13 protein-coding genes are annotated in these 14,452 nt (G+C 71.8%); 12 read left to right on the forward strand and 1 reads right to left on the reverse strand.

What is annotated here, in order from left to right; all coding sequences use genetic code 11:
• Window positions 1-81: 81 nt before the first annotated feature.
• The 6 genes from ACZ53K_RS18870 to ACZ53K_RS18895 all read left to right on the forward strand — a co-directional run bounded on the left by ACZ53K_RS18870 (window position 82) and on the right by ACZ53K_RS18895 (window position 5,606).
• Entirely contained in the window at window positions 82-960 is an 879-nt protein-coding gene (locus tag ACZ53K_RS18870; protein WP_468837572.1) for a YceI family protein, read from the forward strand.
• 38 nt (window positions 961-998) lie between these two features.
• A complete protein-coding gene (gene mmuM, locus ACZ53K_RS18875) occupies window positions 999-1,922 on the forward strand; it encodes a homocysteine S-methyltransferase (protein WP_468837574.1) in 924 nt (307 codons plus the stop codon).
• Window positions 1,923-2,100: 178 nt separating this feature from the next.
• Window positions 2,101-2,898, forward strand: a complete 798-nt coding sequence (locus ACZ53K_RS18880) for an ABC transporter substrate-binding protein (protein WP_468838001.1) — start codon at window positions 2,101-2,103, stop codon at window positions 2,896-2,898.
• 30 nt (window positions 2,899-2,928) lie between these two features.
• Window positions 2,929-3,714, forward strand: coding sequence for an amino acid ABC transporter permease (locus ACZ53K_RS18885; protein WP_468837576.1), 786 nt, complete (start codon window positions 2,929-2,931; stop codon window positions 3,712-3,714).
• A 5-nt stretch (window positions 3,715-3,719) separates the two neighbouring features.
• Window positions 3,720-4,553 (forward strand): amino acid ABC transporter ATP-binding protein, encoded by an 834-nt coding sequence (locus ACZ53K_RS18890; RefSeq protein ID WP_468837578.1) that lies wholly within the window; start codon window positions 3,720-3,722, stop codon window positions 4,551-4,553.
• An 87-nt stretch (window positions 4,554-4,640) separates the two neighbouring features.
• Window positions 4,641-5,606: an acetylxylan esterase gene (locus ACZ53K_RS18895; protein WP_468837580.1), complete on the forward strand. Its 966-nt coding sequence runs from the start codon at window positions 4,641-4,643 to the stop codon at window positions 5,604-5,606.
• A 36-nt stretch (window positions 5,607-5,642) separates the two neighbouring features.
• Here the strand turns inward: ACZ53K_RS18895 and xylA are convergent, their stop codons facing one another.
• A complete protein-coding gene (xylA, locus tag ACZ53K_RS18900; protein ID WP_468837582.1) occupies window positions 5,643-6,806 on the reverse strand; it encodes a xylose isomerase in 1,164 nt (387 codons plus the stop codon).
• A gap of 159 nt (window positions 6,807-6,965) precedes the next feature.
• On the opposite strand from xylA, the gene xylB reads away from it, so the two are divergent.
• The 6 genes from xylB to ACZ53K_RS18930 all read left to right on the forward strand — a co-directional run bounded on the left by xylB (window position 6,966) and on the right by ACZ53K_RS18930 (window position 14,080).
• Window positions 6,966-8,417, forward strand: a complete 1,452-nt coding sequence (gene xylB, locus ACZ53K_RS18905) for a xylulokinase (RefSeq protein WP_468837584.1) — start codon at window positions 6,966-6,968, stop codon at window positions 8,415-8,417.
• A gap of 162 nt (window positions 8,418-8,579) precedes the next feature.
• The gene (locus ACZ53K_RS18910) at window positions 8,580-8,882 is read left to right on the forward strand and encodes a putative quinol monooxygenase (protein ID WP_468837586.1); all 303 of its coding nucleotides are present in this window, start codon (window positions 8,580-8,582) and stop codon (window positions 8,880-8,882) included.
• A 172-nt stretch (window positions 8,883-9,054) separates the two neighbouring features.
• Complete coding sequence (locus ACZ53K_RS18915; RefSeq protein ID WP_468837587.1) at window positions 9,055-10,332, forward strand: ROK family protein; 1,278 nt, start codon at window positions 9,055-9,057, stop codon at window positions 10,330-10,332.
• Window positions 10,333-10,598: 266 nt separating this feature from the next.
• Entirely contained in the window at window positions 10,599-12,008 is a 1,410-nt protein-coding gene (locus ACZ53K_RS18920) for a family 2B encapsulin nanocompartment shell protein (RefSeq protein WP_468837589.1), read from the forward strand.
• A 96-nt stretch (window positions 12,009-12,104) separates the two neighbouring features.
• A complete protein-coding gene (locus ACZ53K_RS18925; protein WP_468837592.1) occupies window positions 12,105-13,523 on the forward strand; it encodes a family 2B encapsulin nanocompartment shell protein in 1,419 nt (472 codons plus the stop codon).
• Between the two features lie 278 nt (window positions 13,524-13,801).
• Window positions 13,802-14,080 (forward strand): hypothetical protein, encoded by a 279-nt coding sequence (locus tag ACZ53K_RS18930; protein ID WP_468837594.1) that lies wholly within the window; start codon window positions 13,802-13,804, stop codon window positions 14,078-14,080.
• Window positions 14,081-14,452 lie beyond the last annotated feature (372 nt).

Consider the following 14,452-nt stretch of genomic DNA (forward strand, 5'->3'; position numbering starts at 1 on the left):
GTCGTCCTCAGCGGTCTAAACCAATGACAGGATGGAGATGCACCTTTTTCGACGCAACTGACCGAGAGGCCCCGTCCTGCCATGGCGCTCGCCATCCTCACCCGCCTTCGTGACCGCTCCGCCCGCAGTGCCCCCGTTCCGGCCCCGATCCCGCGTGGCGCCGGAGCGCTGGACCTCAGCGTCCAGGACCCCGTCGGGCTGCCGATGGCACGGGCCGCGATATCGGTGCGCGACACCGAGGGCACCGAGGTGACGCGCGGCCAGACGGACCCGAACGGCATGTTCACCGCGACGCTGGCGCCCGCCGCGTACCACGTGGTGGTCACCTGCGACGGCTTCCGTCCGGAGCGGTTCGACAGCCTGGTCACCGAGGGCGAGCGGACCGCGCCGCGGACGCTGGCGCTGGAGCCGGCCCCGGCGCCGCCGATGCCCACGCCGGGGCAGTGGCGGCTGGACCCCGACCACTCGTCCATCCGCTTCACCGCCCGGCACATCGGGCTGGCCGAGATCCACGGCCGGTTCAACCACTTCGAGGGCGGCCTGTGGATCGCGCCGGACATGCGGAATTCCCGGGTGGAGGTGACGATCGACGCGGCGAGCATCGACTCGGGTGTGAAGATGCGCGACGACCATCTGCGGTCGGCGGAGTTCCTGGACGTGGCGCGCTACCCGTATCTCCAGTTCGCCGGGGAGCGGTTCGTGCACAAGGGCGGTGCCCGCTGGGCCGTACAGGGGGTGCTGCATCTGCACGGTGTCAGCAGGTCGGTGCAGCTGGACACCCGCTACCTGGGCCTCGGCACCGGCATGGGCGGCGAGACGCGTACGGCGTGCTCCGCGGTGACCGAGCTGCACCGGGAGGACTTCACGCTGGACTGGCGCAAGATGCTCGCGCGGGGCATCGCGGCCATCGGCGCCACGATCCGCATCGAACTGGACATCCAGGCCGTCCAGGCGGAGTGACCCGGGGCGCCGCGGCCAGGGGTGAGAGGCTGGGCGGCATGAGCACCGCTGCCGCCTCCTCGTTCGCCGCCGCCCTCGCCGCGGGACCGCTGGTCCTGGACGGCGGGCTGTCCAACCAGCTGGAGTCCGCCGGGCACGACCTCAGCGACGCGCTGTGGTCGGCGCGGCTGCTCGCCGAGGACCCGGACGCCGTGGTCGCGGCGCACCGCGCGTATTACGAGGCGGGCGCCCAGGTGGCGATCACGTCCAGCTATCAGGCGACTTTCGAAGGTTTCGCCAGGCGGGGCATCGGTGCGGCGGAGGCCACCGGGCTGCTGCGGCGCAGTGTGGAGCTGGCGCGTACGGCGGCGCGACAGGCGACGGCGGCCGGCGCGGCGGGACCGCTGTACGTCGCCGCTTCGGTGGGCCCGTACGGCGCGATGCTCGCGGACGGCTCCGAATACCGGGGCGCCTACGGGCTGTCGGTGGCCGAACTGGAGCGGTTCCACCGTCCGCGGCTGGAGGTGCTGGCCGCGGCCGGTCCCGACGTCCTGGCGCTGGAGACCGTGCCGGACGCGGACGAGGCGCGGGCCCTGCTGCGGGCGGTACGCGGGCTCGGCGTGCCCGCCTGGCTGTCCTTCAGCGCGGCCGGTGACCGCACCCGGGCCGGGCAGCCGCTGGCGGACGCCTTCGCGCTCGCGGCGGACGTCCCGGAGGTGGTGGCGGTGGGCGTGAACTGCTGTACCCCCGAGGACGCCGACCGGGCGGTCGCGGTGGCGGCCCGCGCGGCCGGCAAACCGGTGGTCGTCTACCCGAACAGCGGCGAGAGCTGGGACGCACGGGCGCGTGCCTGGTGCGGCACCTCCGCCTTCGACACGGACCGGGTCGCGGCCTGGACCGCCGCGGGGGCCCGGCTCGTCGGCGGCTGCTGCCGGGTGGGGCCGGACGCGGTGGCCGCGTTGGCACGGCAGCTGACCGGCTGATTCCGTATCGCGTACAGCGCCGTGGTCGGCACGGAACGGGATCCGGTCGTTACCCGGTCGCAACACCGGCGGCGGCGACATCGGCCCTGGCCGATGGCAGGATGCAGCCAACTCACCTCCGACCGGTGAGTGTTGGGCCGCATCCTGATCCGGAGGACCCGTGTCCGTTCGCTCCTCGATGTCCGCCACGGCCGCCCTGGTCACGGCCGCCGCCCTCCTCGCCACGGGCTGTACCAGCACCAAGTCCGGCGGCGAGGCCGGCGAGAAGTCGGCCTCGGGCGTCCGGCTCGTCTCCCCCGGCACGCTCAAGACCTGCACGCATCTGCCGTACGCGCCGTTCCAGGTGAAGAAGGAAGGCAAGATCGTCGGGTTCGACGTGGACCTGGTCGACCTGGTCGCCAAGGAACTGAAGGTGCCGCAGGAGATCGTCAACACGCCCTTCGAGGGCATCGAGACCGGCCAGGACTTCAACATCCGCAAGTGTGACCTGGCCGCGGCGGGGATGACCATCAACGCCAAGCGCGACAAGGTCATGGACTTCTCCGACCCGTACTTCAACGCCACCCAGGCGCTCATCACCAAGAAGGGCGCGCCCTACAAGAAGATCGCGGATCTGAAGGGCAAGAAGCTGGGCTACCAGAAGGCCACCACCGGCGCCGAGTACGCCAAGAAGAACGGCGCGGGCGTCGAACTGGTCGAGTTCGAGGACCTGGGGCTGCTGCTCACGGCCGTGAAGTCGGGGCAGGTGGACGCGGGCATCAACGACAACGGGGTGCTGTTCGACTATGTGAAGCAGAACCCGGACACGGCGGTGACCGCGGAGTTCGACACCGGTGAGCACTACGGGATCGGTGTGCGCACCGGCAACGAAGCACTGCGCAAGAAGATCAACGAGGTGCTCAAGAAGGCTCGCTCCGACGGAAGTTACGACCGTATCTACAAGAAGTGGTTCGGCACCGCGCCCCAGCAGGGCTGATCCCGCAGCCAGCATGAGGAGCCGACACTGATGCCCCTGTCCCGACGCCGGAGGGCCCGCCTGCTGCGCGGTGGCCAGTACGCCGTGCTGGCCACCGCCGTGCTCGTCCTCGCCCTGGTCGCCGACTGGGGGACGCTGCGCCACGCGTTCTTCGACGTGGAAGTCGCCAAGGCGCTGTTCCCCGACATCATCACCACCGCGCTGGTCAACACCGTCCTCTACACCCTGCTCGGCTTCGGTTTCGGGCTGGGGCTCGGGCTGGTGCTGGCGCTGATGCGGCTGTCGCAGGTGCCGCCGTACCGCTGGCTGGCGGTCACCTACATCGAGTTCTTCCGCGGTGTGCCGGCGCTGCTGGTGTTCATCGCGCTGGGCTTCGGCGTGCCGCTCGCCTTCGAGGTCGCGCTGGACATGAACATCACCGTGATGCTCTCGCTCGGTCTGGTCGGTGCCGCGTACATGGCGGAGACGATCCGGGCCGGCATCCAGGCCGTGCCCAAGGGGCAGTCGGAGGCGGCACGTTCGCTGGGGATGTCGCCGGGGCGCGCGATGCGTTCGATCGTCATACCGCAGGCGTTCCGGATCGTCCTGCCGCCGTTGACCAACGAGCTGATCCTGCTGACCAAGGACTCCTCGCTGGTCTATCTGCTCGGTCTGTCGCTCGGCCAGTTCGAGCTGGCGAACTTCGGGCGGGACGCCCTCAACGAGCACAAGAGCCTGACGCCGATCCTCATCGCCGGCCTGCTCTACCTCGTCATCACCCTCCCCCTGGGCCAGCTGGTCCGGCGGCTGGAGGCCCGTACCGCGAAGGCCAGGTGAGCCCCATGGGCACCGACGAGGCGACGGCGACCGCCGCCCGTGCGATCGAGGTCGAGGGGCTGCACAAGTCCTTCGGCACGCTGGAGGTCCTCAAGGGCATCGACTTCTCCGTGGAGCGGGGCGAGGTGGTGTGCGTCATCGGCCCGTCCGGGTCCGGCAAGTCGACGCTGCTGCGCTGTGTGAACCTGCTGGAGGAGCCGACCGCGGGACGGGTCACCGTGGCGGGCACCGAGGTCACCGACCCGGACGTGGACATCGACCGGGTCCGGCGCCGTATCGGGATGGTCTTCCAGTCCTTCAACCTCTTCCCGCACCTGACCGCCCTGGAGAACCTGACGATCGCCCAGCGGCGGGTGCTGCGCCGCGACCGGGCGGCGGCCGGACGGGTCGCGCGCGCCAACCTCGCGCGGGTCGGTCTGAGCGACAAGGAGTCCGCGTACCCGGCGCAATTGTCGGGCGGCCAGCAGCAGCGGGTGGCCATCGCCCGCGCGTTGTCCATGGAGCCGGAGCTGATGCTCTTCGACGAGCCGACCTCGGCGCTCGACCCGGAGCTGGTGGGCGACGTGCTGGCGGTGATGCGCTCGCTCGCGCAGGAGGGCATGACGATGCTCGTGGTCACCCACGAGATGAGCTTCGCGCGGGAGGTCGCCGACCGGGTGGTGTTCATGGATGGCGGGGTCATCGTCGAGGAGGGGTCACCCGAGCGGGTGATCGCCGATCCGCAGCACGAGCGGACGCGGACATTCCTGGCCCGCGTGCTCGACCCGGCGGCCGCCGGAATCAGCGAGGTGACGGAGGCCGGGACGCGGGCGCCGGAGGAGGAGCGGGACGGGCCGTGACCGGGCCGTCCGCTGGTAGGTTGCGCGCCCGGCACCCGGCGGGCGCCGTCGCGCGGCCGTCGCCCGCTTTCGCCCTGGAGGCACCGCTTGTTCGTGGACCTGCCCCTGGACCAGCTGCGCGGCTACCGTCCGCCGCTGCCCGAACCCGACGGCTTCGACGCGTTCTGGCGGCGCACGCTGGACGAGGCCGCCGCGTACGGCCTGGACGCCCGCTTCGAGGAGACCGACGCGGGACTGTCGCTGCTGCACACGTACGACATGGAGTTCTCGGGCTTCGGCGGACACCGCATCCGGGGCTGGTTCCTGGTGCCCCGGGAGGCGAGCGGACCGCTGCCCTGTGTCGTGCAGTTCCTCGGGTACGGCGGCGGCCGGCTGCATCCGCAGGACTGGCTGCTGTGGCCGGCGTCGGGCTACGCGACGCTGGTCATGGACACCCGGGGGCAGAGCGGCCCCAACCGGCCCGGCGATACGCCCGACCCGGTCGGCTCTCCCCATCCGGGCGTGCCCGGCAAGATGACGCAGGGTCTGCTCGACCCGGACGATTATTACTACCGCCGGGTCTACACCGACGGCGTACGGGCCGTGGCGGCGGCGCGCGGCCACGCGGCGGTCGACGCCGAGCGCGTGGTGGTGGCGGGCGGCAGCCAGGGCGGTGCCATCGCGCTGGCCGTGGCCGGGCTGGTGCCGGGGCTCGCGGGCGCGCTGATCGACGTACCGTTTCTGACGCACGTCCGGCGCGCCGTCGAGATCACCGACGAGGGCCCGTACGGTGAACTGTCCCGCTACCTCGCGGGCGCCCGGACCCAGGTGGAAGCCGCCCTGCACACCCTCGACCACTTCGACGGCCTGAACTTCGCGGTGCGCGCGGACGCCCCCGCGCTCTTCGGTACCGCGCTGCGCGATCCCGTGACTCCGGCCTCCACCGGCTTCGCCGCTTACCACCACTACGCGGGTACGAAGGAGCTGCGGCTGTGGCGGTTCAACGGGCACGAGGGCGGCGGCGGGCATCAGCGGACGGAGGAGATGCGCTTCCTGCGCAAGCTGTTCCGCTGAACGGGCCCCCGAACGGACCGTTCCGTTACGGGCAGATCAGCGTGCGCGCAGCAGGTGATCCATGGCGAGCTGGTCGAGCCGTTCGAACGCCATGCCCCGGGCGGCGGCCGCCTCGGCGTCGAAGGACTCGTACGCCGTACGGTCCGCGAGCAGGGCCGCGAGCCCGTCCTCGGCGGTGGGCCGGGCCAGCTCGTCCAACCGGGAGACACGCAGGGCCTCCTGGACGTCCGGGTCGGCGCGGAAGGCCGCCGCGCGCTCCCTGAGGATCAGATAGGTGCGCATACAGCCGGCCGCCGAGGCCCACACCCCGTCCAGGTCCTCGGTGCGCGGCGGCTTGAAGTCGAAGTGCCGGGGGCCTTCGTAGCCCGCGGTCTCCAGCAGGTCCACCAGCCAGAAGGCGGCCCGCAGGTCCCCGGCGCCGAAGCGCAGATCCTGGTCGAATTTGACGCCGGACTGCCCGTTCAGGTCGATGTGGAAGAGCTTGCCGGCCCACAGGGCCTGGGCGATGCCGTGCGGGACGTTCAGGCCGGCCATCTGCTCGTGACCGACCTCCGGGTTGACGCCGTACAGCTCCGGCCGCGCCAGGTGCTCGATGAACGCGAGGGCGTGGCCGACGGTGGGCAGCAGGATGTCACCGCGCGGCTCGTTGGGCTTCGGCTCGATGGCGAACCGCAGGTCGTAGCCCTGCTCGACGACGTACTGGCCGAGCAGGTCGAACGCCTCCCGCATCCGGTCCAGCGCCGCGCGCACGTCCTTGGCCGCGCCGGACTCCGCGCCCTCGCGCCCGCCCCACGCCACATACGTACGGGCGCCCAGCTCGGCCGCGAGGTCGATGTTCCGCAGGGTCTTGCGCAGGGCGTAGCGCCGGACGTCGCGGTCGTTGGCGGTGAAGGCGCCATCCTTGAAGACGGGGTGGGTGAAGAGGTTCGTCGTGGCCATGGGCACGGTCAGGCCGGTGACGTCCAGAGCCTGGCGGAAGCGCTTGACCGCCGCCTCGCGGGCGATGTCGCCGGAGCCGGCGGGGATCAGGTCGTCGTCGTGGAAGGTGACGCCGTACGCTCCCAGTTCCGCCAGCCGGTGGACGGACTCCACCGGGTCGAGCGGACGGCGGGTGGCGTCCCCGAAGGGGTCGCGGCCCTGCCAGCCGACCGTCCACAGGCCGAAACTGAATTTGTCCTCGGGCACGGGCTGGTAGCTCATCATGGGCTCCCTCGGCCGACTCACCAATTCGTCATGGCGCTTTACAAATTGCGGCCGTCCCAAACTAATATGCGGCAGCACGCCGGGGAAGCCCTGGAACGGGCGTGCCGCCCGGCATCCGGCGGGGCCGTCCCCCGCAGCGCGGAGAGGGAGAACGCGATGGGCACACAGGCAGCGGGACCGCTCGTCGTCGGTGTGGACAGCTCCACCCAGTCCACCAAGGCGCTCGTGGTGGACGCCGCGACCGGCGAGGTCGTGGCCCGCGGCCAGGCTCGGCACGTGGTCACCGGCGGTGGCACGGAAGCGGACGGCGCGGGCAAGGAGAGCGACCCCGAACAGTGGTGGCGGGCGCTCGGCGAGGCGCTGGGCCAGTGCGGTGACGCCGCGCGGCAGGCCGCCGCCGTGTCCGTCGGAGGCCAGCAGCACGGCCTGGTCACCCTCGACGCGTCGGGGCGCCCGGTGCGCCCGGCGCTGCTGTGGAACGACGTACGGTCGGCTCCGCAGCACCGGCGGCTGCTGGCGGAGTACGGCGGGCCGCAGGAGTGGGCGCGGCGGGTGGGGAGCGTGCCGCTGCCGGCGTTCACCGTGACGAAGTGGGCCTGGCTGCGCGAGAACGAGCCCGCGGCGGCCGACGCGACGGCCGCGGTGCGGCTGCCGCACGACTACCTCACCGAACGCATCGGCGGCGAGGCGGTCACCGACCGCGGCGACGCCTCCGGGACGGGCTGGTGGTCACCGGCCGACGAGGCGTACGACGCGGAGATCCTCGGACTCATCGGCCTGGACCCGAAGGCGCTGCCGCGGGTCGCGCTCCCGGGCGAGGCAGCGGGCACCGTACAGGCCGGTGATCTGCCGCTGCCCCAGGGCGCGCTGGTCGCCACGGGCACCGGCGACAACATGGCGGCGGCGCTGGGGCTCGGGCTGCGCCCCGGGCAGCCCGTACTGAGCCTGGGTACGTCGGGCACGGTCTACGCGGTGTCCACCCGGCGGCCGGCCGGCGATCCGACGGGCACGGTCGCCGGATTCGCCGACGCACGCGGCGACTGGCTGCCGCTGGCCTGCACCCTGAACTGCACGCTGGCCGTGGACCGGGTCGCCGCCCTGCTCGGCCTGGACCGGGAGGACGTCGAATCCGGCGGGTCGGCGGTGATGCTGCCCTTCCTGGACGGCGAGCGCACGCCCGACCTGCCGCACGCCTCCGGACTGCTGCACGGTCTGCGGCACGACACGACACGTGGTCAGCTGCTCCAAGCGGCTTACGATGGTGCAGTGTTCGCGCTGCTCCAGGCGCTGGACCGGATCGTGGACGAGGACGTACCGGCCGACGCGCCACTGCTGCTGATCGGCGGCGGCGCGCGCGGGGCCGCGTGGCGGGACACCGTACGCCGCCTTTCGGGGCGGCCGGTGGTGGTTCCCGGGGCCCGCGAACTGGTCGCGCTGGGCGCGGCGGCGCAGGCGGCGGGGCTGCTGCTGGGCGAGGATCCGGCGGCGGTGGCGCGGCGGTGGGGGACGGCACGCGGCGCCGAGTACGCGGCGGTGCCGTGCGACACGGCGGCGCGGGAGCGGCTGGCGGAGACGCTTGCGGCGGGCGGGCCGCTGCTGGGGGCGTGACGGCCGGGGCGGTCTGCCGCTGACCGGGCCCGGCCGGTCGCTTTGCGGGTCTGACCGGGGCATATTCCCGCCCGACAGGGCGGTCTCCGGAAAGCCGCATCCGGAGAGCGGATTCGGACGCCGCCGTACCGCGAGCGCGGGAGTTGTGATGGGGTGCCGGGCATGAGCATCTTTGTTCGTGCCCGGTTCGATGTCCGCGACCGCCGACAGGACGGCACCGAGCGGAGTGCCACCGCTCTGCACGAGGCGGCCGGCCCGGAGCCGTGCGGCCCGACCTACCGCTGGTTCACGCTGCCCGAGCCCGGCGCCTACCTGGTGCTGGAGGAGTACGCCGACCCGGCGGCGCCCGCGGCACCCCAGGAGAGCGCCGCCGGGCTGCTGACGAGCCTGGGCCGGTGCGCCGACATGGCGTTCGCCGAGATGTACGGGCCGCTCGGGACCGGCCGGACGGACGCCACCGGCTGAGGCCGCCGGGTGAGGACCCGGCCGGGGCTCCGACCGGCGGCCGCCTCGTACCCGTACATGTACGTACCACCGATGAGTTCCGGAGAGCCGCGATTCGTATGACCGCCCCGTACAGCCCGTCGACCACGCCCGCCACTTCCGTCATGTCCGCCACGTACGCCGCGGGCGTCCCGTGACCTCCGCCGGTGCCGACACGCAGCACGGCATCCGCCGCCGCAATCTGGCGCGGGTCCTCGGTGCCGTCGCCGCAGACGGGCCCGTGTCGCGGGCCGGGGTGGCCGCGCGGGTCGGGCTGACGCGGGCCGCCGTCTCCACCCTCGTCGATGTGCTGCTACGGGCCGGTCTGCTGGTCGAGTCGGGGCCCGCCGCGCCCAGCGGACGCGGGCGGCCGGGCAGCGGACTGACCGTCAGCGACACCGGGCCCGCGGGCATCGGCGCCGAGATCGGCGTCGGCCATCTCGCGGTGTGCGCCGTCGATCTGCGCGGGCGAGTACGGGCCCGGGTGCTGGCCGACACCACCGGCCGGGGCAGTGCGCCCGGACCCGTACTGCGCCAACTGGCCGGCCTGGTCAAGGAGGTCACGGACCGGATCGGGCCGCTGGATCTGCGGCCCGCCGGGCTGACGGTCGCGGTTCCCGGTCTGGTCGCGCGCGGTACGACGACCGTGGTGCACGCTCCCAATCTCGGCTGGCGCGACGTCGATCCGGCTCCGGCGCTGCGCGCTCCGACCGGCGACGCCTGCCCGCTGACCGTCGAGAACGAGGCGAACCTCGGCGCGCTGGCCGAGATGCGGCTCGGCGGCGGACCGGACGGCGGTGCACCGCCGCCGTCCGACTTCCTCCATGTCTCGGCCGAGGTGGGGATCGGCGCCGCGGTCGTCGTGGACGGACGACTGCTGCGCGGCGTGCGGGGGTTCGCGGGCGAGTTGGGGCATATGCCGGTGTACCCGGGTGGCCGTCCGTGCCGCTGCGGCGGCCGGGGCTGCCTGGAGCAGTACGCCGGGGAAGCGGCCGTATTCCGGGCGGCCGGTCTCGATTCCGGGCGGGCGTCGGCCGGGGCGACCGGCCCGCGGGCACGGGTCGAACTGCTCGCCCGCCGGGCCGCAGCCGGGGACCGCGCCGCCCTGGCCGCGCTGCGGGACGCGGGGACGGCGCTCGGCATCGCCCTGACCGGCGCCGTGCATCTCCTCGACCCTCAGGCGGTACTGCTCGGCGGTGCGCTGGCCCGGCTGGCGCCCTGGGTTCTGCCGTCGCTGGAGCGGGAGTTGGCGGACCGTACCGGCGCTGGTCCGCACGGGCCGTCCGTGCCGCGCACGCGGGTGACCGTCTCCCGGGTCGGCGCGGACGGGCCGCTGCTCGGAGCGGCGCACGCCGCGCTGCGTGCCGTACTCGACGACCCGCTGGACCGGTCCCGCACACCCGCTGTTTTCCGGCAGCCTTCCGGAAGATGACCCGTTCCGTCACCTCGACGCCTTTTCGGCTTCACCGCGCCTCCCGGCGCCGCGCCGACGGAATCACCCCGGCACACTTTCCACCAACGGATTCCACTAAACCTGTCCACCTGAATAATTTTTCATGCCACTCTTTTGAGTGATTGCCCAGATTAAAACAACCCGTCTATGTTCAGTGCGGCGAGCGGCACGGACCTCGTCTCACCGAACGGCCGTGGCTCCGGCTGCCGTCCGATTGTCAACTTCCCTAGATTGGTGGCGAAGCCGTGACGGTTACCGACGAGACAATTCCCGGCCCCGGAGGCGAAACACCCCATTCCAGTTTGACGACGGCCGCGGCACGCCAGCTGGCCACGACCACCAAGACCGTGCCGCAGATGCAGGGCGTCACCTCGCGCTGGCTGCTGCGGCTGCTGCCCTGGGTGCAGGTCTCGGGCGGCACGTACCGCGTCAACCGGCGGCTGACCTACACAGTCGGCGACGGACGCATCGACTTCGCCGTCTCCGGCACCGCAGTATCGATCATCCCCGACGAACTGCGCGAACTGCCCGCGCTGCGCGACTTCACCGACAGCGAGGTGCTCGGCGCGCTCGGCGAGCGCTTCGTCCAGCACGAGTACGCGCCCGGCGACGTGATCGCCGCCGCGGGCACACCGGCCGACCGCCTGGTGCTGATCGCGCACGGCCGCGTCGACCGGATCGGCACCGGCAAGTACGGCGACGAAACGGTCCTGGGGGCGCTGGCCGGGGGCGACCACCTCGGCGACGAGCCGCTCACCGACACCGCCGCGTCGTGGCAGCACACCTACCGCGCGGTGACACGGGTGACCGTCATGGCGCTGCCCCGGCAGGCCGCACAGGAGATCACCGACCGCTCACCACAGCTGCGCGAGCGCCTCGCGACAGCCGGCACGGGCACCGCGCCGGCGCGCAACGCCAGCGGCGAGTCGGCCATCGAGGTCGCCTCCGGCCACCACGGCGAACCGCCCGTACCCGGCACCTTCGTCGATTACGAGTTGGCGCCGCGCGAGTACGAACTGAGCGTGGCGCAGACCGTGCTGCGGACCCACACCCGGGTCGGCGACCTGTACAGCGACCCGATGAACCAGGTCGAGGAGCAGTTGCGGCTGACCATCCAGGCGCTGCGCGAACGCCAGGAACACGAGATGGTCAACAACCGCGAGTTCGGCCTGCTGCACAACGCCGACCTCACCCAGCGCGTCCGTACCCGCAGCGGCCCGCCCACCCCCGACGACCTGGACGACCTGCTCGCGACGGTGTGGAAGGACCCGGGTTTCCTGCTGGCCCACCCCAAGGCGATCTCCGCGTTCGGCCGCCAGTGCAGCGCCCATGGCCTGTACCCGACGGCGGTCGACTTCATGGGGCACTCGCTGCCCTCCTGGCGCGGCGTGCCCATCTTCCCGTGCAACAAGATCCCGGTGTCGGCGGACGGTACCAGCTCCATCCTGGTGATGCGCACCGGTGAGGAGAAGCAGGGCGTCGTCGGTCTGCACCAGACGGGAATTCCCGACGAATACGAACCGGGCCTTTCCGTCCGCTTCATGGGGGTCAACGACCAGGCGGTCGCCAACTATCTCGTGAGCGCCTATTACTCCGCCGCGGTCCTCGTGCCGGACGCGCTGGGCGTTCTGGAAGACGTACAGACCGGCCAATGAACCGCACCATTTCAGCCATGGCAAACGATTGAAGAACCGTTTGCCGAGAAATGACGCACGACGCCGAACGACCGACAGGAACAGGTGAAACCCCCCATGACCACATCGGCGGACCCGACGTCCGGCCCCGGCGGCACCCCGGACACCGACCAGGCGCGCACCAGCCTGGCGACAGCCGCGGCACGCAATCTCGCCACCACGACCAAAACTGTGCCGCAGATGCAGGGGATCTCCTCCCGCTGGCTGCTGCGCGTGCTGCCCTGGGCCCAGGTATCCGGCGGTACGTACCGCGTCAACCGGCGCCTGACCCACACCCTCGGGGACGGCCGGGTCGAGTTCACCAGTACCGGTTCCGACGTCCGGGTCATCCCCGCGGAACTGCGGGAGCTGCCGCCGCTGCGCGACTTCGACGATCCGGCGGCGCTGGAGGCGCTGGCCGGCCGGTTCGTCCAGGAAGAGCACGCGCCCGGTGACGTCCTGGTGGAACAGGGTGCGCCGGCCGACCGGGTCATCCTCGTCGCGCACGGCAAGCTGAACCGGGTCGGCACCGGAAAGTACGGCGACGAAACGGTTCTCGGCGTACTGGCGGACGGCGACCACCTGGGCGAGGCGGCACTGCTGTCGCCGGACGCGACCTGGGAGCACTCCGTACGGGCCGTCACGCGGGTGACCGTACTGACGCTGCCCCGCGCCGAGTACGAACAGCTCGCGGACCGCTCCCCCGCCCTGCGCGACCACCTGGAGCGCTACCGCACGGTCCAGGTTCCGCCGCAGAACAAGCACGGCGAGGCGGCCATCGACGTGACGTCGGGCCATGTCGGCGAGCCCGCACTGCCGGGCACCTTCGTCGATTACGAGCTGGCGCCGCGCGAGTACGAACTGAGCGTCGCACAGACCGTGTTGAAGATCCACACGCGGGTCGCCGACCTTTACAACGACCCGATGAACCAGCTGGACCAGCAGCTCCGGCTGACCATCGAGGCGCTGCGCGAACGCCAGGAACACGAGATGGTCAACAACCGCGAGTTCGGCCTGCTGCACAACGCCGACCTCAAGCAGCGCATCCACGCCCGCAGCGGCCCGCCCACCCCAGACGACCTGGACGACCTGATCTCGCGGCGCCGCAAGACCCAGTACCTCCTCGCCCACCCGCGCACCATCGCGGCGATCGGCCGGGAGTGGAACGCCCGCGGCATCTACCCGACCGGCGCGGAGATCGGCGGTACGGCCGTCCGCGCCTGGCGCGGCATCCCCCTGCTGCCCTGCAACAAGATCCCGATCAATCCGGACCAGACCAGCTCGGTCATCGCCATGCGCGTCGGCGAGGAGAACCAGGGCGTGGTGGGGCTGCACCAGACGGGCATCCCCGACGAGTACCAGCCGGGCCTGTCGGTCCGCTTCATGGGCATCAACGAGCAGGCGGTCATCAACTACCTGGTCAGCGCCTACTATTCGGCGGCCGTACTGGTACCGGACGCACTGGGCGTCCTGGAGGACGTGGAGATCGGCCACTAGAGCCCGGCCCGGACGGGCCCCGCCCCGAGCAGGAACCAGACGAGGACGACCGCCGCTTCGCGAGAGGTGGCGGTCTTCTCGTTTCGAGAGGCGATGTCGCGAAGAGCTGACCGTAGCGGCACTCGACGGCGAGACGCTTGGTGTGGAACCACGCGCAAGGAGCGGCTGCAGACCCTGGCGCGAGCGCTGGTGGACGTCTACGAGGCGCACCCCTACGTCGGTACGTCGATGCTACCGTCGCATGCCGGTACACCAGAGGGCCGGGCGAATTCGCCTCCATGGAGCCGCCCCTCAAGGCCCTGGAGGAGTTCGGGCTCGCACCGGACGACGTGGCGTGGTTCCAGCGGATGCTGGCGGACTCGGCGCCGTGGAAGGGCAAACGGGTCGGCGTCGGCACCTTCCTGAAGACCACCGAGACGGAAAGGGCTCCTACCGCAGCATCGACACCCAGCTCCTCGGCCAGGTCCTCACCAAGATCGAAGGACGCCCCTTGGCCGACCTGCTCGCGGGCCCGGGAACTTCTGCCGTCCGCCGAGACGTTGACGGTGTGCCGGTAGTGATTGTGGCGCTGAGGAGAGGTGCCTTCCGCCCTCCTGCGGCAGTGGCTTTACGCCAGCCCGGGCAGCCCGGGAGGCGTACCGGTACGCGGACGCGGCCTGGCCGGAACCCGCGGGCGGTGGCCGCCCGGTGCAGCCGATCCGCGGAGGCTCGGTGGACGCAGGCGTCGCCGCCGAACCGTCATGCGCCGCCCCTCGCACCAGCTCCACCGCTACGTCTCCATCCGGACGGTGCCCGCCACCCGAATCCGGCCGCTTCGCGTAATTCCGGCCGCCAGGAGGCCATTTGGGAGTGGCCAGACCTTTTCGGTCGAAAGAACAGGTTCTCCCGGAACCGCCCCGAAGAACGGATCACGCCTTACGCTCCCTGGT

The organism is Streptomyces sp. NPDC033221, from assembly GCF_055577005.1.

Excerpts from the sequence above, each read along its gene's own strand:
- xylA (WP_468837582.1), bottom strand. The coding sequence starts at position 6,806 with ATGAGCTACCAGCCCGTGCCCGAGGACAAATTCAGTTTCGGCCTGTGG.
- ACZ53K_RS18910 (WP_468837586.1), top strand. The coding sequence starts at position 8,580 with ATGAGCATCTTTGTTCGTGCCCGGTTCGATGTCCGCGACCGCCGACAG.
- ACZ53K_RS18870 (WP_468837572.1), top strand. The coding sequence starts at position 82 with ATGGCGCTCGCCATCCTCACCCGCCTTCGTGACCGCTCCGCCCGCAGT.
- ACZ53K_RS18890 (WP_468837578.1), top strand. The coding sequence starts at position 3,720 with ATGGGCACCGACGAGGCGACGGCGACCGCCGCCCGTGCGATCGAGGTC.
- xylB (WP_468837584.1), top strand. The coding sequence starts at position 6,966 with ATGGGCACACAGGCAGCGGGACCGCTCGTCGTCGGTGTGGACAGCTCC.
- ACZ53K_RS18880 (WP_468838001.1), top strand. The coding sequence starts at position 2,101 with ATGTCCGCCACGGCCGCCCTGGTCACGGCCGCCGCCCTCCTCGCCACG.
- ACZ53K_RS18925 (WP_468837592.1), top strand. The coding sequence starts at position 12,105 with ATGACCACATCGGCGGACCCGACGTCCGGCCCCGGCGGCACCCCGGAC.
- ACZ53K_RS18930 (WP_468837594.1), top strand. The coding sequence starts at position 13,802 with ATGGAGCCGCCCCTCAAGGCCCTGGAGGAGTTCGGGCTCGCACCGGAC.
- ACZ53K_RS18885 (WP_468837576.1), top strand. The coding sequence starts at position 2,929 with ATGCCCCTGTCCCGACGCCGGAGGGCCCGCCTGCTGCGCGGTGGCCAG.
- mmuM (WP_468837574.1), top strand. The coding sequence starts at position 999 with ATGAGCACCGCTGCCGCCTCCTCGTTCGCCGCCGCCCTCGCCGCGGGA.